The 18,585-nt window shown below is 52.7% G+C and carries 16 protein-coding genes and 5 tRNA genes; 14 read left to right on the forward strand and 7 right to left on the reverse strand.

Features of this window, described 5'->3' with window-relative positions:
* The 7 genes from F1728_RS16500 to F1728_RS16530 all read right to left on the reverse strand — a co-directional run bounded on the left by F1728_RS16500 (window position 1) and on the right by F1728_RS16530 (window position 9,711).
* Entirely contained in the window at window positions 1-2,385 is a 2,385-nt protein-coding gene (locus F1728_RS16500) for an ABC transporter permease (protein WP_155365041.1), read from the reverse strand.
* Window positions 2,385-3,134, reverse strand: coding sequence for an ABC transporter ATP-binding protein (locus tag F1728_RS16505; RefSeq protein WP_155365042.1), 750 nt, complete (start codon window positions 3,132-3,134; stop codon window positions 2,385-2,387). Before F1728_RS16505 ends, F1728_RS16500 begins: the two co-directional genes overlap by 1 nt.
* A gap of 35 nt (window positions 3,135-3,169) precedes the next feature.
* Window positions 3,170-3,469: a (2Fe-2S)-binding protein gene (locus F1728_RS16510; protein ID WP_155365043.1), complete on the reverse strand. Its 300-nt coding sequence runs from the start codon at window positions 3,467-3,469 to the stop codon at window positions 3,170-3,172.
* Between the two features lie 83 nt (window positions 3,470-3,552).
* The gene (locus tag F1728_RS16515) at window positions 3,553-4,419 is read right to left on the reverse strand and encodes a hypothetical protein (RefSeq protein ID WP_155365044.1); all 867 of its coding nucleotides are present in this window, start codon (window positions 4,417-4,419) and stop codon (window positions 3,553-3,555) included.
* Window positions 4,420-4,454: 35 nt separating this feature from the next.
* Complete coding sequence (locus F1728_RS16520) at window positions 4,455-6,524, reverse strand: zinc ribbon domain-containing protein (protein WP_155365045.1); 2,070 nt, start codon at window positions 6,522-6,524, stop codon at window positions 4,455-4,457.
* A gap of 256 nt (window positions 6,525-6,780) precedes the next feature.
* A complete protein-coding gene (locus F1728_RS16525) occupies window positions 6,781-8,064 on the reverse strand; it encodes a DUF1501 domain-containing protein (protein WP_155365046.1) in 1,284 nt (427 codons plus the stop codon).
* 24 nt (window positions 8,065-8,088) lie between these two features.
* Window positions 8,089-9,711, reverse strand: a complete 1,623-nt coding sequence (locus tag F1728_RS16530) for a DUF1549 domain-containing protein (protein WP_155365047.1) — start codon at window positions 9,709-9,711, stop codon at window positions 8,089-8,091.
* Window positions 9,712-10,398: 687 nt separating this feature from the next.
* Here F1728_RS16530 and F1728_RS16535 point away from each other — a divergent pair.
* The 14 genes from F1728_RS16535 to rplL all read left to right on the forward strand — a co-directional run bounded on the left by F1728_RS16535 (window position 10,399) and on the right by rplL (window position 18,509).
* Window positions 10,399-12,069: a sigma-70 family RNA polymerase sigma factor gene (locus F1728_RS16535; protein ID WP_145443067.1), complete on the forward strand. Its 1,671-nt coding sequence runs from the start codon at window positions 10,399-10,401 to the stop codon at window positions 12,067-12,069.
* 447 nt (window positions 12,070-12,516) lie between these two features.
* Window positions 12,517-12,589, forward strand: a tRNA-Thr gene (locus F1728_RS16540).
* Between the two features lie 84 nt (window positions 12,590-12,673).
* Window positions 12,674-12,755 (forward strand) — tRNA-Tyr (locus tag F1728_RS16545).
* A gap of 41 nt (window positions 12,756-12,796) precedes the next feature.
* A tRNA-Gly gene (locus F1728_RS16550) sits at window positions 12,797-12,867 on the forward strand.
* A gap of 39 nt (window positions 12,868-12,906) precedes the next feature.
* A tRNA-Thr gene (locus F1728_RS16555) sits at window positions 12,907-12,979 on the forward strand.
* Between the two features lie 146 nt (window positions 12,980-13,125).
* The gene (gene tuf / locus F1728_RS16560) at window positions 13,126-14,322 is read left to right on the forward strand and encodes an elongation factor Tu (RefSeq protein ID WP_155365048.1); all 1,197 of its coding nucleotides are present in this window, start codon (window positions 13,126-13,128) and stop codon (window positions 14,320-14,322) included.
* A 115-nt stretch (window positions 14,323-14,437) separates the two neighbouring features.
* Entirely contained in the window at window positions 14,438-14,593 is a 156-nt protein-coding gene (gene rpmG, locus F1728_RS16565) for a 50S ribosomal protein L33 (RefSeq protein WP_144980952.1), read from the forward strand.
* An 89-nt stretch (window positions 14,594-14,682) separates the two neighbouring features.
* Window positions 14,683-14,755: transfer RNA gene (locus F1728_RS16570), tRNA-Trp, on the forward strand.
* Between the two features lie 209 nt (window positions 14,756-14,964).
* Window positions 14,965-15,315, forward strand: coding sequence for a preprotein translocase subunit SecE (gene secE / locus F1728_RS16575; protein ID WP_228030209.1), 351 nt, complete (start codon window positions 14,965-14,967; stop codon window positions 15,313-15,315).
* Between the two features lie 175 nt (window positions 15,316-15,490).
* Window positions 15,491-16,075: a transcription termination/antitermination protein NusG gene (nusG, locus tag F1728_RS16580; protein WP_145045005.1), complete on the forward strand. Its 585-nt coding sequence runs from the start codon at window positions 15,491-15,493 to the stop codon at window positions 16,073-16,075.
* Between the two features lie 74 nt (window positions 16,076-16,149).
* Window positions 16,150-16,575 carry a 50S ribosomal protein L11 gene (gene rplK / locus F1728_RS16585; protein ID WP_145192507.1) on the forward strand — a complete coding sequence of 142 codons (426 nt, stop codon included), beginning with the start codon at window positions 16,150-16,152 and terminating at the stop codon, window positions 16,573-16,575.
* Window positions 16,576-16,655: 80 nt separating this feature from the next.
* Window positions 16,656-17,360, forward strand: coding sequence for a 50S ribosomal protein L1 (gene rplA / locus F1728_RS16590; RefSeq protein ID WP_145192504.1), 705 nt, complete (start codon window positions 16,656-16,658; stop codon window positions 17,358-17,360).
* An 81-nt stretch (window positions 17,361-17,441) separates the two neighbouring features.
* Window positions 17,442-17,960: a 50S ribosomal protein L10 gene (rplJ, locus tag F1728_RS16595; RefSeq protein WP_155365050.1), complete on the forward strand. Its 519-nt coding sequence runs from the start codon at window positions 17,442-17,444 to the stop codon at window positions 17,958-17,960.
* Between the two features lie 132 nt (window positions 17,961-18,092).
* The gene (gene rplL, locus F1728_RS16600) at window positions 18,093-18,509 is read left to right on the forward strand and encodes a 50S ribosomal protein L7/L12 (protein ID WP_145443066.1); all 417 of its coding nucleotides are present in this window, start codon (window positions 18,093-18,095) and stop codon (window positions 18,507-18,509) included.
* Window positions 18,510-18,585 lie beyond the last annotated feature (76 nt).

The following is an 18,585-nucleotide window of genomic DNA, read 5'->3' on the forward strand; positions in this document are numbered from 1 at the left end:
TTATTCCTTTACATTCAACGCCTGGAGCCAGTCCATTTTCTGAATGGTTTTCTGGACCGGCCAGTGTGAGATCAGTGTAAACAGGATGCCCAGGACGACCGTCATCACCCAGCTCAGCATGTAGATGGTAAATGGCATGCGGAACAGTTCGGTATCGTAGGCGATGTTAATGCCTTTGGAAGCCCAGTAACCGGCGGGCAGACCCAGCAGGATGCCGGGCAGATTAACAGAGAAACTTTCGCGGAGGAAGATCGAGCCGACCTCGCCGGGAGTGTATCCCAGTACCCGCAGCGTGGCGATTTCCTGTTGACGTTCGGAAAGCGAAATCAGCGACGCATTGAGAATGCTGCCGAAAAAGATCAGGCAGGAGAAGACGATCACCACGACAATCATCACGATCATCTGGTCGATGAGGACTTCCTGCAGTTTGTCTTTCTGATCGCGGATGGAATTCACCGTCTGAATCGCCGGGACCTGTTTCAGTTGTCGATAGATTTTCCGCGTCACTTCCGGTCGGGGATTCGTTTTGAGCTGCACACTGGTCAGCGAATCGGCTTCGCCCATCAAACGGTTCAGGTAATGGAAGTCAGCGTAAACGGTCAGCCCCAGGTAACTGTCGATGATTTTCATGACGGGGACCTGGCGGGGAATGCGATCGCCGGAGACGGGAACCATGCGAATCGAGTCTCCCGCCTGGATGTGCAGAATGTCGGCCAGTTTGCGTGTGACCAGTAAACCGGTGGGGGGCACTTCAACCCGGTTCCCCTCGGTATCGCGGGGAATGGTCAGTCGCGCGTCTCGCAGAATGCCGGTGATACCGGTTTTCTTTTCGTGGATGCCGTTCTGCAGGGTACAGCCGACCTGGAACAGCGGTTCTGCATAATCGACTCCCTGGATCTGTTGGGCTTCGAAGTACGCGGAGTAGTCGTGGTCGTCTTTGAAAGTCAGGTCGATGTCACTGAGCAGCAGCTTATCGTATTGAAAGTTGAGTAGTGCGAAGGCAGAGTCGTACATGGAAAAGGTAACCAGCAGCAGCATCGCCCCGACCGTTGCGGAGAGTAATCCGCCAATGGTGCGGGTTCGATTCCGGAAGATGTCGCGCAGCACCATCTGCCAGCGAAAGTCGAGTGCCTGCCAGAAGACGTGAATCCGCTCCAATGGAATCCGCCGGGCCCGTAGCGGCGGTTTGGCCCGCATCGCTTCCGCCGGTGAGAGACGTACGACAGTGCGGACCCCTCGGAATGTTCCCAGCACCGCAAAGAAGACGCTGATCAGCATGCCCAGCAGAATCACGCGGGGATACATCTGATTGGTCAGCGAGGGGAATTCAAAAAAGTTGCGATACTGCGCCGTCATCGCTCCGGCCAGGGAATAGCCCAGCAGGGTTCCCAGGATGCCTCCGGCCACCCCGATCAGCAGACCAAACTGAATGAAGTGCCGAAACATCTCCTGATTGGAATAGCCCAGGGCTTTGAGGGTTCCGACCACGGTTCGCTGCTGTTCGGCCATCCGTGACATGAGCAGATTCAAAGCCAGGGCCGCGACAATCAAAAAGATGGTGGGCAGGATGGTGGCACTGATTTTGAGTCCGTCGATCTCATTTTTCAGGAACCAGTGCGAGGACTGCTGCGAGAGCGGGGTCGTGGAAAAGACGCCGTAGTCTTCCAGTTCGAGTTCCAGCTGATCCAGAATCTGGCGGACACGGGTAGGGCTCTGGTACTGCGGAGCGAGATGTCCCAGGATCTGGTTGGCGGCTCCTTCAAAACCGAAGACATCTTCTGCATAGTCATGTTTCAGATAGAACACGCCATAACTTTCCGGCTCCGGCACGAGCCCGCCAGGACCGATCAGATAGACGAATTCCGAGCTGATGGCGGTGCCGACGATCAGCAGATCCTGAAGTCGGTTGTTGAGAATCAACTGAATGTGATCGCCGGGCCGCAGGTTATGCGCACGGGCGAAAGCATCGTTGACGATGACCTCTTCCTGTCGCTGATCGGTGAAGTAACTGCCCTGCTTGATGACGATGCTGTTGATCGGTGCGTTTTCATGTTCGGGCAGAGAGACCGCTTTTCCGGAAAGTGGTTTTTCGACGTCTTCGAGTGAGGCGGTGACTTCAAAGACAATACGCGGCAGGACATTGGTTACGCCCGGCGTTTGTGCGAGCGCCTCAAGGTCACCCAGGGGGACCTTCTTGAGTTCGATCGAGAAGTCAGCCATGTGACAGAGCCGGTAATAGTTCTGTCGGGAATACTCGAGATTGTCGTAGGTCGAAAACATGGCGATGAAACAGCCGATACCAACCGCGATGATACTGATGATGGCGATCAGAACCCCGCGGGCTGCCAGCAGTTCTCGCAGTAATTTCCGGTGCAGCACTTTCATTACCAGGTAACCTGCTCAGCGGAAATGGGATGCGGATTCGGTCGGGCCTCTGCGATGGTGCCTGAGCCGATGCGGACCACGCGGCGGGCCATTTGTCCGATGGCCGAGTTATGGGTGATGATCACAACGGTCTTGCCCAACTCACGATTCAGGTCGGCCAGGACCCCCAGAATTTTGCGTCCGGTGGTTAAGTCGAGGGCTCCCGTCGGTTCATCGCAGAGCAACAGCTCCGGCTGTTTGACCAGGGCCCGCGCGATGGCGACCCGTTGCTGTTCGCCCCCCGAAAGCTGTGCTGGGAAATGCTCGGCGCGGTCTGAGAGTCCCACCAGCTCCAGCGCTTCATCGGGGGACATAGGGTTAGCGCTGATGTCGGCGGCGACAATGACATTCTCCCGCGCAGTCAATGTTGGCACCAGGTTGTAGAACTGAAATACGAAGCCGATGTTTTCACGACGATAACGCGTGAGCTGCTGCTCGTTAAAGCGGGAGACATTCTGTTCCTGAAAGTAGACTTCGCCCTCAGTCGGCGTGTCGATGCCTCCCACGATATTCAGCAGGGTGCTCTTCCCCGAACCAGACGGGCCGACAATGACCAGAAACTCCCGCGCATAAATCTCCAGGTCCACATGGTGCAGCACCGGTACTTTCACATCGCCCGTCGTGTACGTCTTCGAAATCGATTGCAGCGAGAGCAGGACTTCCTGTTCTGCGGCAGAAGCGGGAACTGAATTCATTTCAGAAGCGGGCATGACTGTGATCTCGGAACAGGTAAGAATTCAAGAGGTCATCTGGCAGGGGGCGTCCCTTTGCCACTCTGGATGTACTGATCCCGCTGCTCGGCGTACTCTTCAGCGGTGATGCTGTCTTCTTCCAGATCTGTGATCTTCCCGGAATCTTCGGCGGCCGCTTTTTCGTATTCGGCGAAATAGCGTTTCAGGTAAGGGACACACCAGCCACAACCCGTGCCTGCCCCGCCGCATTCACTCAATTGACTGGCCCGACGGGGGCGATGAATGCGAAGATGGTTGATGATTTTGCGTTTACTGATATGAAAACAGTAACAGACTTTGTCGTCGAGTTTCACGTTCAGAGCTAACTTTGGTTAAGCCCGCTGACGGGCAGACTGGTTCGCGACAAGGCGAACTTGATTTACGGCGCGGGAGGACTTCAGGAGCCTTCCGCTCTCTCAATGTGAATCTTATTTGATTTGACAGAGAATGTCAGTGCCGCTTCACTCAATATTTGCGTCAGCAGGCGGGAGAGGTTTGTGTTCTTCTGCGAGAACGAGACCGGAGTTTCGAGTAACCGCGGATCGTTTTTGACGTTGTCGGCAATCAGAAATTTGGTGTCGAGCATCTCTTCGATTTGCGAGATCAGTGTGCTCAGCGGTATTTCTTCGGACTGACGAAACTCGAGGATCGGGATTTGCAGGGCGACCGTTACGTCGGTCGCGGGAACCGCTGGTTCGTCCTGGGGATCCGGTTTACGTGCCACCAGCGGCGGGATCTGTTTCGGTTTGACGGCGTTCAGGGTCTGATGTGCAAACTGATCTGGCGCTGGTACTGCTGGAATATCAGGAGCTGCTGGCCCCGGTGCACCGGGCTCAGGTTCCGCAGCGAGTTCGGGGAGCAGTGGCTGATCTGCCTCTGGTTCCTGGTTATCGTCTGCTTTGACACTTGCATCGATTTCAGGTTGAGGGATCGTCGGTGATTCATCGAACAGAATCATCAGCAGGATCGCCAGCCCTCCTGTGCCGGCCACGATCCAGGACAGCAATACGGGACTGGCTGCCAGATATTTGAGACCCTGTCGAATTGAAGTCAGTGCGGCTGTGGTTTTCAGAGCCAGTGGTGAAGGGCCCTGGGGGACGGGCTCTGATTCAACGGGGGAAAGTGTGAGCGTTCCTTCTTCCGCAGCCGTGATTTGCAGCGGTTGTTCACAGTCGGGACAGTGGAAGCGGGTGCCAGCGGTCTGTCTGCCGCGCATGCGGAGCGCAGCACGACAGTGTGGACAATGAAAGGTGGTGACATCCATGGGCAATCACCCCGACTACGAATCCGATAGGAAACTTATGGCTTCGGTGGAAACGCGAAGATCGTCAGGTTGTTGTTCTTCGCATAGGGTTTACTGGTGATCGTGGCAGTTTTTTTACCTTCATCAATCACCAGGCATAACTGATCCTGATCTTTCACATTGAAAATCGCCTGAATGGCATCCAGTCCGGAAACCATTCCGAGGTTCATGGTCTGGGGCATGTTTTTTGTATAACCGACCAGCTTGAGGGCTTCCCCATCGAGTTCGATATTGGTTTTGGTTTCTTCGCCGATATATGCAAAGGCTTCCTGCAGTGGAGTACGACGGAAGTCGACATCAACCTTCATCTTCAGACGGTCGACCACCTTATCCGGCAGTTTGGGACCGGTAGGCCGTGGTTTGACTTCGACGTCGAAGTTGGTTCGCGTCGATTCATCCCAGGCGAGCAGGCTGGCGAGTGCCAGGTTGGGGGCGGCCCGTTCGGGCAGACTGCTGACAAGCTGTGCGTAGCGCTCGCCCGTTTTTTCGTTGTTGGCCATACTGAAGGCTTTGAGCATGGCAGGATAGCGACCGATTACTTTCCGGCTGCCGACGGTACCCGGATTCATTTTGCGGACCCCTTCGAGCATGTCGTGGGGCAGCTGATCAAGTTTGCTCTTGAGATTATTCGCCAACTGTGGGGGACGGATCATCGTGGTATTACGGAAAGTGAATTCCGAATAGAAGTCATCGGGGTTCAGATGCATGCTCCAGGAGATGGTTTCCACGTCATCCCCGACCCAGTCCAGAAACTCATTGAGGAAGGGGTGTGCTTTTTCGGGGACGAGGACATCCCGCTGACGGCGGACTTCATCGGGATCGAAGACCAGTGTCAGATGACGGTCCCGGTCAGACTGTTTCAGGATCGATTCAATGCCCGGGGAAGTGCTGCTTTCAAACTCGCGGGCATCTGCCATCTCGGCGGCGCGATCTGCACCCGGAGGACCAATCACGTAAGTGTTTTCGTCGACGATCATGTACGAATTCTTGCCTCCCGAATAAACGGGAAAGCTGTAGTCATCCAGACGCTGTCCATCAAACTGGGCGATCAGTGCCGAGCGTTTGATGGGTTCGACAGGGCGAATGACTGCTGCATATTCGGGCGGGGCACCGGGGGAGCCCAGGATCAGACAGATGGTAAGTTCCTTGATCTGTGCCGGTTCCAGCATGCAGATGTCTTTGATTTTCTGTTCGGCCCAGATTCCCAGCGGCCCGAGGCAGGCACGGAATTCTTCTCCCTGCGAACCAGGTTCCCAGAGGGCAGCGGGGTGCATGTGAATCAGCACACGGGTGCCTGCGGGGACGTAGAGTAGTCGAATCGGCTCGCCGGATGTCGGGCTGGCCGCGACTTCCTGTTTCTGGCTGACAGCGGGAGTGACGGGAGCCGCAGGCGTGGCATTGTTCGTCTGTGGTTGTACGGGGGCCGCCGGTTTAGCGGTCATGGATTGCTCAACCTGTGGCCAGGCGAAGTAACCGCCGATGCCCACGACCAGGAGTAAGCCAATTACCGAAAGGATGGTGATGTTACGACGCTTGGCGTTTTTGCGGCGCAACTCACGCATGCGGGCAACGCCGGCATTCTCAGATGATTCGACGGCAATGTTCGGGAAGCCACCACTGCCGGCACCTGTATCAATTTGTGGTGTTCCTGTGGATGAAGAGGCCGAACTTGAGGTGTCAATCTGCGGAAACTGATTCTGTGGTTGAGGCGGTGGTGTGGGAGCCACGGGTGCAACTGGCTCGATCGGTTCATCGGGAACCCATTTAGCGGAGGTGCCGACGACGGGAGCCTTGGGTTGCGCGAGATCTATTTTGACTTCTTCAATTTCCGCAGAAGAAGGCGGAGGTGTTATTTCTTCAGGTCGTTGTTGGACGGGAGGGGGCGTCGGCTCCGTGGAAGTAGCTGCAGACGAAGAGCCGGAACTCTGGACCGCCGCCGTTTCGGGCAGCTGCAGGACAAATGCGTGCTTGCAGTTCGGACAACGGGCTTTTTTGCCGAGCAGACTTTTATCGCGGAGTTTGAGCTTTTTTTTGCATTGCGGACAAGGAACAGCGATGCTGGTCATGAATCGGCCTGTAAATTCGTATTTGCGTAAAGTAAATCTGAATAAGGGTTAAGGGTGTGCCATAACGCCGCAGAGGGAGCAGCTCTCTCCTTTATCATACGTTTTGTCACGGAGTGCTGCCAAGTCTTTTTGAAGCTTGTTTTCGATTAACCCGGGTTTCTTAAATTGCGGACTAGGATCGCCATCCTGTCACGGGAAGGGGCAGGAAAATACGGTTACAGCCGAAGATACTGATTGAGGAGCCTCAGGTTGAGGCTCAGCCGAACAAGCCTTTGATCACAGCGCCGCCATCGACGAGGCGGACGGGACGTCCAATGGGGGTGTGCAGTTCCATGTCGGCGTTGATGCCCATCGCTTTGCACATGGACTGGAAGAGGTCTTCGACCTGTACCGGATTGTCGGTGATCTCCTGGCCGTTCTCATCGGTTTTACCGATAGCCTGTCCTCCTTTAATGCCGGCACCCGCCATCAGGAGATTGAAATTACGAACCCAGTGATCGCGTCCGGGAGCAGGGGGGCGGGCATTAATTTTCGGGGTCCGACCGAATTCTCCCATACAGAGGACGAGTGTTTTTTCCAAAAGGCCCCGCGACTTGAGGTCGGTGAGGAGCTGAGACAGCCCCTGGTCGACATCAGCCGCACGGCGCTCCATGTTGCGGAAAATGCTGCTGTGCATGTCCCAGCCGTTACTGCGGACTTCCACAAAGGGGACGCCGGCTTCCACCAGTCTGCGGGCGACCAGCAGTCCCTGCCCCAGTTGATTTTTACCGTAAGCAGTCTGCATGTCTTCGGATTCCCCATCGAACTCAAACGCCTTGAGGCGGGGGGAAGTCATCATCAGGCTCGCTTTCTGATAGAGCTTACTCTGCTCCTGCACGAGCGCTTCGGCACCAGCCTGGGCGAAATCACGTTCCTGCTGGCTGAGCAAAGCGAGCCGTCGCCGCTGGCGGGCAGCGGAGGCATCGCTAGTGACGTTATCGGGCAGCTGACCGGGACGGTCGATGATGAATGGAGCAACCTGCACACCCAGAAAGCCGGAGCTCAGCGTCTGTCCGATGCTGACGAAATTGGGGATATCGGAATTCGGATCTCCCAGTTCACGGGCGACGACGGAGCCGAAGTGCGGGAACTTCTCAATGCCCAGCATGCGATGTCCTGTATGCAGATGATAAGTGCCCCGTTCGTGGGCTGCTTCTTTACCGGTCATCGAGCGAATGAGGGCGACGTCATTCATGACGGATGCGATCTTGGGCCAGTAGTGGGCGATTTCGATCCCCGGGGTCTGCGTCTGGATTTTCTTTGTCTCGCCTCCATTGGGAGATCCTGGTTTGGGGTCCCAGGTTTCCAGCTGACTGGGGGCACCTGCCAGCCAGAGTAGAATGCAGGCGCGGCCCTGCTTTTTCATTTCGGCAGCATTGAGCTGAATCTGACTGAGCAACGGTGAGCCGGCGACACCGAGGGCGGCGGCCTGCAGAAAATTCCGACGGGTGAACTGCCCGCGGCGATTTAAATTCAGATGGAGGAGCGCATCAGATTGCATGGGGGGATTCCCGTGTTTGAGCTGTCAGCGTTTGGTACGAAATTCGGTGCAGTTAACGAGAACCCAGAGCAGGTCTTCTACCGCTTCGTCCCGTTTTTCGGAGCTTTGCAGGTAGCTGACGTTGCGCTGAAGTTCATCCGGCGTAGGATTACGGGCCAGCACATTCAGATAAAGTGACTGCACCAGTTCCTCGTTCGATGTGATACCCAGTAACTTCTGTTTGAGTTCACTCTGTGATAAAGCCTGCTGGAGTTCGCGCTGATTCATGAGCAGTAGAGCCTGCTGAATCGAGCCTTCCAGGGTGCTTTGGGGCAGAGAGGGATTCACGTCGAAGACGGTGTCGATCTCTTTCCGTAACTGGGGATTTTCGCCGATCACATGCGAGACCGAATTGGCGACCACATCCGGTCGCAGCCGGGAGGGACGGATGGCCGTAAAGAGTTCGGAGGGGGAGTCCATGGTCCGCATTTCCCGCTGATAGACCTGGGAATTCATGATCAGCCGAAAGACCCACTTCGGATCAAAGTCCTTGTAGCGGAAGTTCGCCGCGATACGATTGACGATCGGCTTGTGAACGACATCGCCGTCCGGTCCCAGGCTGTCTACGTCGTAAAAGCCATCGCCAATCAGCTCACTCCAGATACGGTTCACGTAAGCGCGGGCGAACCAGTAGTTCTGGGGATTGTAAGCGAGGTAAGCGGCAATCGAGACGCGACGGGCATCGGACTTCATGTTCTCATAAGGTTTTTCACCGAGCAGAAAACGAGGTTTAACGACGGTGCTGACGGTGGGGTCCTCCTGGGAGGGCATCTTGTAGGTGTAGGGGTGAAAGAAAGCGGCGAGTTCGTGGAACTGAATTCGTTTCCAGTTGTCGAAGGGATGATCGTGACATTCAGCGCACTGAATGCTGATGCCCATGAAGATGCGGGCCGTTTCGGAAGCCAGCTCGGTCGATTTGTTTTCGCAGGCGAGGACGAAGTTGTTGGGCCCGTAATCCTGACCGTAATCGTTCTTTTTCTTCTTGTTTCGTTCGGGAGTCGCTGAAATCAGCATGACCGTGATGTAATCCCAGGGGGCGCCTTTACGGAATTGTTCTGCGAGCCAGTCTTCGAGCGCCTCGGGATTAACCCGCCGCTTGTTGGCTTCACTTTCGTAGAAAATGACCGAGGTCCAGTAGCGGGCCCATTTTCGCGCGTATGCTTCTGTTTCAAGCAATTCATCAATGTAGTCAGACCGTTTATTTGAATTCTGATCAGCAACGAACGTTTTGATTTTTTCGGCGGAGGGCAAGGTGCCAGTCAGGTCCAGTGAGGCACGACGGATAAAGGTTTCATCGTCGATCAGCGGTGCCGCCTGGGAAATAGTGTCTCCCAACTCCAATGCGAGTGCTTTGTCGAGGTCCTGGGAGCTGAAGCTCACGCGACTCCCCTGCCGAAGTGTGGGCATGTTCTGCCGAATGTAGCCGAGCAGCTGCATCTTCTGTTCCTGGGTTTTCAGGGGAGGCAGATTCAGCGGGGGGAGCTTCTTCTTGGTGTTCTTGCGTGGTGCTGCTGAAGAAGTTGTCAAAAGCGTCAAACAAATCAATAGGACCAGAGTGATCCATTGACGAGGACGCTTGTGGAGAGAACTGGGACCACGCTGTAACATAAGATTACCCGCTATTCAGAGAGAATATGTTGAAGTTTCCAAGGGAGATACTTCAAATGCAGAACGCACGAAATACGTACTTATAGACAGGGATACTGGTTTCGGCCTAATTCAGGCTCAAAAACAGCCGAAATCAGCTCCTTTCATCGTATCTGTCAATTACCAAAGGTAAATAGATCTTGATGGATTCACTGCAACTGTTGGTGAGAAATTTATTCATATCGGTTCGATTGTATACTCAAAGGGTTTTGAGGGTTTTCTGGTGTGTGGTAGTGTACAATGTGGTTGACAACGTGTGAATTCATATGTATACTATTTTTAGAGGCAGGGTGTCGACTTTGAAATGTGAGATATTTCACACATTTTTGTAATTTCGGGGAGCCCCTGGGAGTGCAAATCCTATTGTTTTTAAGGAGTAAGGGGCTCTCAACAGTATGGAGGTAAATTACGCGCCACTTTTGTAAGCGCATGATAATAAACAGGATACGGTTTGCTATGCATGGTGGGTTCGGGTTTATCAGGCAATCTGCAGGTGAATTCCAACTTTCTTTGGCTAAAATAATTTATGTGTGAACTTTTTACTCTCAAATTCGTCTTTTCATACGTAGAAGAGATGAAAACCCGGAGACAACATTGTGACGGACACGCTGGGTTTCCCGGAACATTCATAAAAGAGGGTGGGGAATAATGATCAGTTCAAAATATAACAATCCGGCCATGAAGCAGCTGGCAGATCAACAGGTGAAGTATGCACCTCACGAAGTCAAGCTGGCGCAGATGGACCGTGCAGAAGCTCTGCTCACAGAGATTGATCTGGAGCAGGAGTATCAGTACCCGGAAATCTGCAAACAGATCACCACATATCGCTCCGAGATCTACCCGGACCTGATGATCAACGGCAGCGACGTCATGCATGATGTGCGGTGCTTCATAGAGGACCTGTCCGAGAGCGCTGAGATTGACGTCGAAGACGTGGAAGAAGACGTTTTCACCGTTCAGGATCTGAGTAAGAAGTTCAACATTTCTACCAAGACTGTCGACCGTTGGCGCGATAAAGGGCTGGTCAGCCGCCGCTTCCGGTTTAATGGTCGGATGCGTGTCGGATTTCTGAAATCGTCCGTGGATCGTTATCTGCAAAACAATAAAGGCCACGTCGCCCGCAGCATGAATTTCAGTCAGTTGAGTGACGAAGATCGCGAAGAAATTTTACGCCGCGCCAGACGACTCGCCCGGTATGGGGGCTGCCCCGCCGAGATCAGTCGTCGTATCGCACGGCACATGAATCGTTCACCAGAAACGATTCGCTATACCCTGAAAAATTTTGATCGGGAGAATCCAGAATTGGCGATATTTCCGAACGCACCCGAAAAGATCACGGATCAGCAGAAACGTGATATCTACAACAGCTTCCGACGGGGCATTCCCGTAGATAAGCTGGCGCGGCGTTACTGCCGGACCAAGGCCAGCATCTATCGGATTATCTCCGAAGCTCGGGCAGCACGCCTGCATGCCCAGACCATTGATTATATGCACAGCGACGAATTCGATCAGTCCGGTGCGGAAAAGGTCATTCTGGGACCGGCTCCGGAAGTTGATAAGTCGAATGAGAAAGTACGTACGCCTCCCGGGCTGCCTCCGTATCTGGCCAGCCTGTATTCCATTCCGCTGCTCACGCGGGAAGAAGAGGCTTATTACTTCAGAAAATTGAACTTCCTGAAATACAAGGCGGCACAGATTCAGGAAAAACTGGATCCGAATCGTCCCAAAGCCAGGGACATGGATCAGATTGAGAAGCTGCTCGATGAGAGCACTGACGTGAAGAACTTCCTTATCCGCAGTAACCTGCGACTGGTGGTTTCGATTGCCAAGCGGCACATTCGTCCGGGCGGCAACTTCTTCGAAATGGTCAGTGACGGCAACATGTCTCTGATTCGTGCCATCGAGAAATTTGATTATACCAAAGGTAATAAATTCTCGACCTACGCCAGCTGGGCAATTATGAAAAACTACGCCCGGTCAATCCCGGCGGAATACAAGGTCCTCGACCGGTTCCGTACGGGGAACGACGAACTGTTCTTTCAGTCGACTGATGAACGGGAAAGTCAGTACCGGGAAGAGTTGATCAATCAGAAGCAACATGCGGTCATCATGAGTATTCTGGACCAGCTGGATGGTCGGGAAAAAGACATTCTGATCTATCGTTATGGTTTGAATGCCCGCAATGAACCTCAGACACTTGAACAGGTAGGCGATCGCTTCGGAGTCACGAAAGAACGGATTCGTCAATTGGAATCCCGTGCTCTGAAAAAACTGCGACGGATTACCCAGGTGGAACGGGTGGAAATCCCGGGAATATAAAAGCAGGCTCATCAGCTCCGGTTTACTGGAACTGTTAGTGAGTTCTCCCCTTGAGCAGGCGTGATTCTGTGAAATCATGCCTGCTTTTTGTATGCGCTGTGAACCTGTGCGCCGGTTTTCTGTCTGGATTGCAGGCGTTTCGAGCTTTGTTCATTGAACTTGAAGGGGCAAGTCAGTAGGCTGTGAAACCCATGGACGAAGCGGCGTTTTCTGCCGATCTGAAAACAGATTCCAATGAGTTGGAAAATCTTAGACCGCATAGGCATAGAGCATTAAGAAAAGATAACAATTTTTTCTAATCAGCCTGTCGTTGTCACTTGCAAGCAGGTCCCTGATTGCTATATTGAGCTGCTTACTGAGTTTCGGCGGGGAAAGTACCTCTTTAGCCAGGCGAGTTGTTCAGGTTCATGAGGCTTGAAGCCTGCTAGTTTAGTCTCAGTTTGACAGGCTAGCGTAGCTCAATCGGCAGAGCATCGGTTTTGTAAACCGAAGGTTGTGGGTTCGATTCCCACCGCTAGCTCTTTTAGTTGCGATTTGAGGCAGTTTTATTATTTAAATTGTTGCCAGATTACAACTTGTGACTTCCAGCTTCGGCTGGTTGGGAGGGGGAATTCCCGAGCGGCCAAAGGGGCCAGACTGTAAATCTGGTGGCTACGCCTTCGCAGGTTCGAATCCTGCTTCCCCCATTCAAAAGAATTGGAAGTGACTGAGTCACGTAAAATTAGACGCGGGTGTAGCTCAATGGTAGAGCCCCAGCCTTCCAAGCTGGTCGTGAGGGTTCGATTCCCTTCACCCGCTTTTGAATAGAAACGCGTTTCGGTTTAATTCTCAAAAATTGCTGCTGTGGCTCAGTTGGTAGAGCGCGTCCTTGGTAAGGACGAGGTCATGGGTTCAAGTCCCATCAGCAGCTTTTTGATTATCGTTAAATGTGGTTCTCAGGAGGTGTGTGCCTCTTGCGTGCGAGGGGTGACTCCTGTTTTTACCTCGCTAATTGTTTTGTTGGTTTTATTGTTCAGGTCCTCGAGTGCGGGCCTGAAAAAGGGGTTTTAAAGAGAGATGGCTAAGGAAGTCTTTGAGCGAACAAAGCCGCACGTAAACGTTGGTACGATTGGACACATCGACCATGGTAAGACCACTCTGACTGCGTCACTGCTCGCAGTCCAGGCTCATAAGGGTCTTGCTGAACTCAAGAGTTATGCTGATGTTGCGAAGGGCGGAACCGTTCGTGACGAAACCAAGACTGTGACGATCGCTGTGAGTCACGTGGAATATGAAAGCGAAACTCGCCACTACGCTCATATTGACTGTCCCGGTCACGCGGATTACATCAAGAACATGATCACCGGTGCTGCCCAGATGGATGGTGCGATCCTGGTTGTGTCTGCTGCTGATGGTCCCATGCCCCAGACTCGTGAGCACATCCTGCTGGCCCGTCAGGTTGACGTGCCTGCTCTGGTTGTCTTCCTCAACAAGTGTGACCTGGTTGATGACGAAGAACTGCTCGAGCTGGTTGAAATGGAAATCCGTGAGCTGCTGACCAAGTACGGTTTCCCAGGCGATGACATTACCATCGTTCGTGGTAACGCCAAAGGTGCTCTGGATAACCCTGGCGACGAAAAATACAACGCCTGCATTGGCGAGCTGATGGATGCTCTCGACTCTGACATTCCTGCTCCAGAGCGTGAAGCAGACAAGCCATTCCTGATGGCGATCGAAGACGTGTTCTCTATCGCTGGTCGTGGTACCGTGGTTACCGGTCGTATTGAAGCTGGTAAAATCAACGTTGGTGACAAGGTTGAAATCGTCGGTCTGCGTGACACTCAGGAAACAACCTGTACCGGTGTTGAAATGTTCCAGAAGACTCTGGATCAGGGTCTGGCTGGTGACAACGTTGGTATCCTGCTGCGTGGTACCAAGAAGGAAGACGTCGAGCGTGGTCAGGTTCTGGCTGCTCCCGGTTCCATTCCTCCGCACACCAAGTTCGAAGGTCAGGTATACGTGCTGAGCAAAGAAGAAGGTGGTCGTCATACTCCGTTCTTCAACGGGTATCGTCCGCAGTTCTACTTCCGTACTACTGACGTAACCGGTTCAACCACGCTGCTGGGTGGCGCAGAAATGTGTATGCCTGGTGATAACGTTGAAGTTGAAGTTGAACTCGGTAAGCCAATCGCTATGTCCGAAGGTAGCCGTTTCGCGATTCGCGAAGGTGGTCGTACCGTCGGTTCTGGTGTGGTTACCAAGATCGTCGAGTAGTCGAACGATCGCTTCGGTTTGAAGATAAGTGGTGTCCACCCTGTTTTGGCAGGGTGGACATCTTCAAGTTACAGTTGATTTGTGAAATTGATGTCCGTGGGGACTGAGGGCTGTTATGGCACGTGAATATGTTTGGTTAGAGTGTACTGAGACTGGTATGAGAAACTATCGGGTCAGTAAGGAGACTCGCGGCACTGAGCGGCTTTCATTGATGAAATACTGCCCCAAGCTGCGGCGTCACACATTGCACAAAGAGTCGCGCAAGAAATAAGGCTTGCTGACCGGGATTTTGTGAGCTGGTGTGCGTTGTTTCGAGTTACTTCCGGTGGTCAAATCTGTTTGGTCAGTTCAATGTTGTGGACGGGTGTAGCTCAATTGGCAGAGCACTGGATTCCAAATCCAGCGGTTGGGGGTTCAAGTCCCTCCGCCCGTGTTTATTAAAGTTTTACTGTTGATGTCGGCGCTGACTGATTGAGTTCGGTCGAGTGTTGGCTCAGGAAAACAGGTTTGCGGTTCCAGTGGTTCACACCATAGGTATCTGGTAGTTAGTAAGTCGGTCTCATGGCTAAATCCAAATCGGAACAAGCATTTTCTGCCACTCTGGTTAGTGGTGGTTTGTATAAAAGGAATCAGGGGCGCCTGGTGCGTCAGTTAACTGCGATCGGCCTGGTGGCCGTGGCGATTTTTGGCGCCTATTCGCTGTATAACGTGTTGCCCCTGGGGATGTCTGCAGGGCTGCAGAAAGGGATTGCGGTCGGAGTGGTCGTAGTTTCCGCATGGTTGGCATATCGTCTGGTGAATTTTCCCCGGTTTGCTGACTTCCTGATTTCGGTGGAAGCCGAGGTAAGCAAAGTGACTTGGGCAACCAAGGAGCAGCTGTGGCGTTCAACGACAGTCGTGATTGTGGTCATGTTTCTGCTGGCGTTTCTGCTACTGGCATTCGATCTGTTCTGGCAGGCCCTCTTCCAGTTGATCGGCTTTCTCAGGATTTGAAGCAGGACGTGGCCGGCATTCAGCGAATAACAGAGATTTTTTGATCTCTGCTTCTTGAATAAAATGGTCTTCCTGCTCATTATGGGCGATTCCGGTTTTGGCGGTCTCTTTGTTTGTCGCATTCGAATAAAATCAGGGCTTTTGTTGTCGTCGAGGGTCTGATTGAAGGTGTCTCATGAGTAATGATTCGGGTTCTGAACCAACCTCTGAAAATTCAGAGGGATCAGAAAAGCGGCAGTGGTACGTACTGAAGGTACAAAGCAACCGCGAAAAATCGATTCGTGATGCCCTGCTGCGGGGAATTAAGCGGGACGGCCTGGAAGAGTACTTTGGGGAAATTATCATCCCCACGGAAAAAGTTGTTGAAACAAAAGGTGGTAAGAAACGCGTTTATGAACGCAAGCTCTACCCTGGTTATCTGATGATCCAGGTAGAGTTGAATGATGACAGCTGGTATCTGGTGCGGTCAACGAATGGCGTTGGTGACTTTACCGGGGCCGCTGGTCAGCCGATTCCGATGCAGGAGCATGAAATTTCCCGCATGCTGGGGCGTGAAGAGACCAAGGAAGAAACACCTGTCAAAATCAAGCTGGATTTCCAGACAGGCGATGTTGTCAAAATTAAAGATGGTGCGTTTGAAGGCTTTGAAGGCACAATTGATGCCATTGACGAAGCCAGTGGTAAAGTGACGGTCCTGATAGAGATCTTCAGCCGTCCGACACCTTCAGAGCTGGAATACTGGCAAATTGAAAAAGTGTGACGGGTCACCCGGCTCGGCATTGAAAAGATATATTTGATTCACCTGTTTATAAAGTGTTTTGAAAGTCGGTCAAAATGGCTAAGCAGCTTGTTACAGAAGTAAAAGTTCAGATTCCCGGTGGTCAGGCTACCCCGGCTCCTCCAGTTGGTACAGCCCTCGGTCCACATGGTGTCAACATTGGCCAGTTTGTGCAGCAGTTCAACGAGCGTACCAAGGATATGGCAGGAACGACTATTCCTGTTGTGATCAGTATCTTTAACGATCGTTCTTTCGACTTTGTCCTGAAGAGCCCGCCGGCTGCAGTTCTGCTCAAGCAGGCTGCTCAGGTGGCTAAAGGGGCAGGGAATCCTAAGAAGAACAAGGTCGGCAAAGTGACCGTTGATCAGCTGAAGGAAATCGCCAAGACCAAGTTCGAAGACCTGAATGCACCGAACATCGATCAGGCTGCCAAGATTATTGCCGGAACTGCCCGCAGCATGGGCATTGAAGTCGAAAAATAATCTGAAACGGGCAGCAGGCTGCCCTCAAGTACTATCAGATTTCATCAATACAAACAGCACGTTTACCGGATAAAAGAGTCATGGGAAAACAATCCAAGCGGACAAAGCATTACAATGAAAAGCTGTCAGGCCTCGGCACTGTCAGTCTGGAAGAAGCTGTAGGGGCGCTGAAATCGCTGGATAGCGATCTGCCAGCTGCTATCAAGCCGGTCAAAATGGACCAGACTGTAGAACTGGCTGTGCGTCTGGGTGTCGATCCCCGCCAGGCAGACCAGCTGGTGCGTGGTTCGATCATTCTTCCACACGGGATTGGTAAGGCACAGCGGGTTGTTGTATTCGCCCAGGGCGCCAATCTGGAAGCTGCCGAAGCCGCTGGTGCAGATGCCGCTGGTGGTAAAGATCTGGCTGACAAGATTAAAGGTGGCTGGCTCGACTTTGACGTCGCGATCGCAACTCCCGATATGATGGGTGTGGTTGGTCCACTCGGTCGTGTGCTTGGTCCACGCGGTCTGATGCCTTCGCCTCGTGCTGGTACGGTTACCCAGGATGTGGAAACTGCAGTCAAAGATTACAAGGCTGGTAAAGTCGAATTTCGTGTCGACGCTGGTGGAAACGTGCATTGCCGGGTTGGCAAAATGTCGTTTGAACCAACTCAGTTAATCGAAAATATCCAGGCGATGCTGAAGTATCTGGACAGCTTGCGTCCTTCTTCAGTCAAAGGTGCTTATGTGAGAAACGTCGCCGTTTCGGCAACCATGAGCCCGGGGATTTCTGTTGCCCTGTAGTGGGGAGCGTCGAATCCTGACAGATTTTATATAACATCACATATTGCTGTTTTCGGCGTTTAACAAGCTGGAAGAGATCCAATGAGTAAATTTGTAAAAGAAATGATCATCTCGGAGATTGAATCCCAGATCGGCGATGTCCGCGACTTCGTCGTGATAGATTCTGCAAAAGTGGATGCGATTACTGATAACAGTTTTCGTATCAAGCTGCAGGAAAAGGGGCTCACTGCTCTGACAGTCAAGAACTCACTCGCTCGACGGGCATTTGCCAATAAAGGCATTGAAGGGTTGGAAGAGGTTCTTAAGGGGCCTTCAACTCTGGTCTGGGGTGGTGAAGATATCGTTGAGCTCTCTAAAGAGATGAGCAAATGGGCCAAGGAAATCCAGGAGCTCGACATCAAGGGTGGTCTGACAGAGGGAACCTCGCTGTCCACTGATGATGTGACCAAGCTGAGCAAGAGCCCGGGTCGTGTGGAACTGATCGCAGACATTGTCGGTCGAATCCTCGGACCTGGTTCACAGCTTGCAGGTGCAATCAAAGGGCCCGGTGGAACCGTGGTCGGGCAGATCAAGTCGATCGCCGAAGGCGAAGAAGGATAGACGGCCGGTCTGTCTCTCCCTGAGGCGGATATTCATAAATTTGTAGCAACGACCGTAGTGACGTAGCGGCGTTGATTTGATTTACACTATTGAGAGATTTTTTTTACGCATTCGTGCGAAAGGAAAGAGAAGATGGCGACAGCCGAAGCAACAACTGAATTTGGTGAAGAAACCAAAGAACTGGGCGACAAAATTGCTGGTTTGACTCTGCTCCAGGCTAAAGAACTGGCTGATTACCTCGAAGAAGTTCATGGAATCAAAGCTGCAGCCGGTGGCGCCGTAATGATGGCTGGCCCTGCTGGTGGTGGAGACGGTGGCGGTGAAGCTGCTGAAGAAAAGACTGAATTCGACGTCATTCTGACCGGATTCGGTGACAACAAGATTCCTGTCATTAAAGTCGTTCGTGGCGCCACAGGCCTCGGTCTGAAGGAAGCCAAAGAACTGGTAGAAGGTGCTCCTAAACCACTGAAAGAAGGTGTCTCCAAGGAAGATGCTGAAGCTCTGGTTAAGGAAGTCGAAGAAGCAGGCGGTACTGCTGAAGTTAAGTAAATCGTCGCTGAGAAAAAAGCCATCTGGATTTAACCTGTGCTGAAGCTTGCTTTGGCACAGGTTAGTCTTGTGTTAC

This window comes from Gimesia benthica, from assembly GCF_009720525.1.
GTDB classification, from domain to species: Bacteria; Planctomycetota; Planctomycetia; order Planctomycetales; family Planctomycetaceae; genus Gimesia; species Gimesia benthica.

What these genes read in the sequence shown, in the direction of transcription:
- F1728_RS16505 (WP_155365042.1), bottom strand. Translation starts at nt 3,134, where the DNA reads ATGCCCGCTTCTGAAATGAATTCAGTTCCCGCTTCTGCCGCAGAACAG.
- F1728_RS16530 (WP_155365047.1), bottom strand. Translation starts at nt 9,711, where the DNA reads ATGTTACAGCGTGGTCCCAGTTCTCTCCACAAGCGTCCTCGTCAATGG.
- F1728_RS16515 (WP_155365044.1), bottom strand. Translation starts at nt 4,419, where the DNA reads ATGGATGTCACCACCTTTCATTGTCCACACTGTCGTGCTGCGCTCCGC.
- rpmG (WP_144980952.1), top strand. Translation starts at nt 14,438, where the DNA reads ATGGCACGTGAATATGTTTGGTTAGAGTGTACTGAGACTGGTATGAGA.
- F1728_RS16520 (WP_155365045.1), bottom strand. Translation starts at nt 6,524, where the DNA reads ATGACCAGCATCGCTGTTCCTTGTCCGCAATGCAAAAAAAAGCTCAAA.
- F1728_RS16500 (WP_155365041.1), bottom strand. Translation starts at nt 2,385, where the DNA reads ATGAAAGTGCTGCACCGGAAATTACTGCGAGAACTGCTGGCAGCCCGC.
- nusG (WP_145045005.1), top strand. Translation starts at nt 15,491, where the DNA reads ATGAGTAATGATTCGGGTTCTGAACCAACCTCTGAAAATTCAGAGGGA.
- rplK (WP_145192507.1), top strand. Translation starts at nt 16,150, where the DNA reads ATGGCTAAGCAGCTTGTTACAGAAGTAAAAGTTCAGATTCCCGGTGGT.
- F1728_RS16525 (WP_155365046.1), bottom strand. Translation starts at nt 8,064, where the DNA reads ATGCAATCTGATGCGCTCCTCCATCTGAATTTAAATCGCCGCGGGCAG.
- rplL (WP_145443066.1), top strand. Translation starts at nt 18,093, where the DNA reads ATGGCGACAGCCGAAGCAACAACTGAATTTGGTGAAGAAACCAAAGAA.
- rplJ (WP_155365050.1), top strand. Translation starts at nt 17,442, where the DNA reads ATGAGTAAATTTGTAAAAGAAATGATCATCTCGGAGATTGAATCCCAG.
- rplA (WP_145192504.1), top strand. Translation starts at nt 16,656, where the DNA reads ATGGGAAAACAATCCAAGCGGACAAAGCATTACAATGAAAAGCTGTCA.
- F1728_RS16535 (WP_145443067.1), top strand. Translation starts at nt 10,399, where the DNA reads ATGATCAGTTCAAAATATAACAATCCGGCCATGAAGCAGCTGGCAGAT.
- tuf (WP_155365048.1), top strand. Translation starts at nt 13,126, where the DNA reads ATGGCTAAGGAAGTCTTTGAGCGAACAAAGCCGCACGTAAACGTTGGT.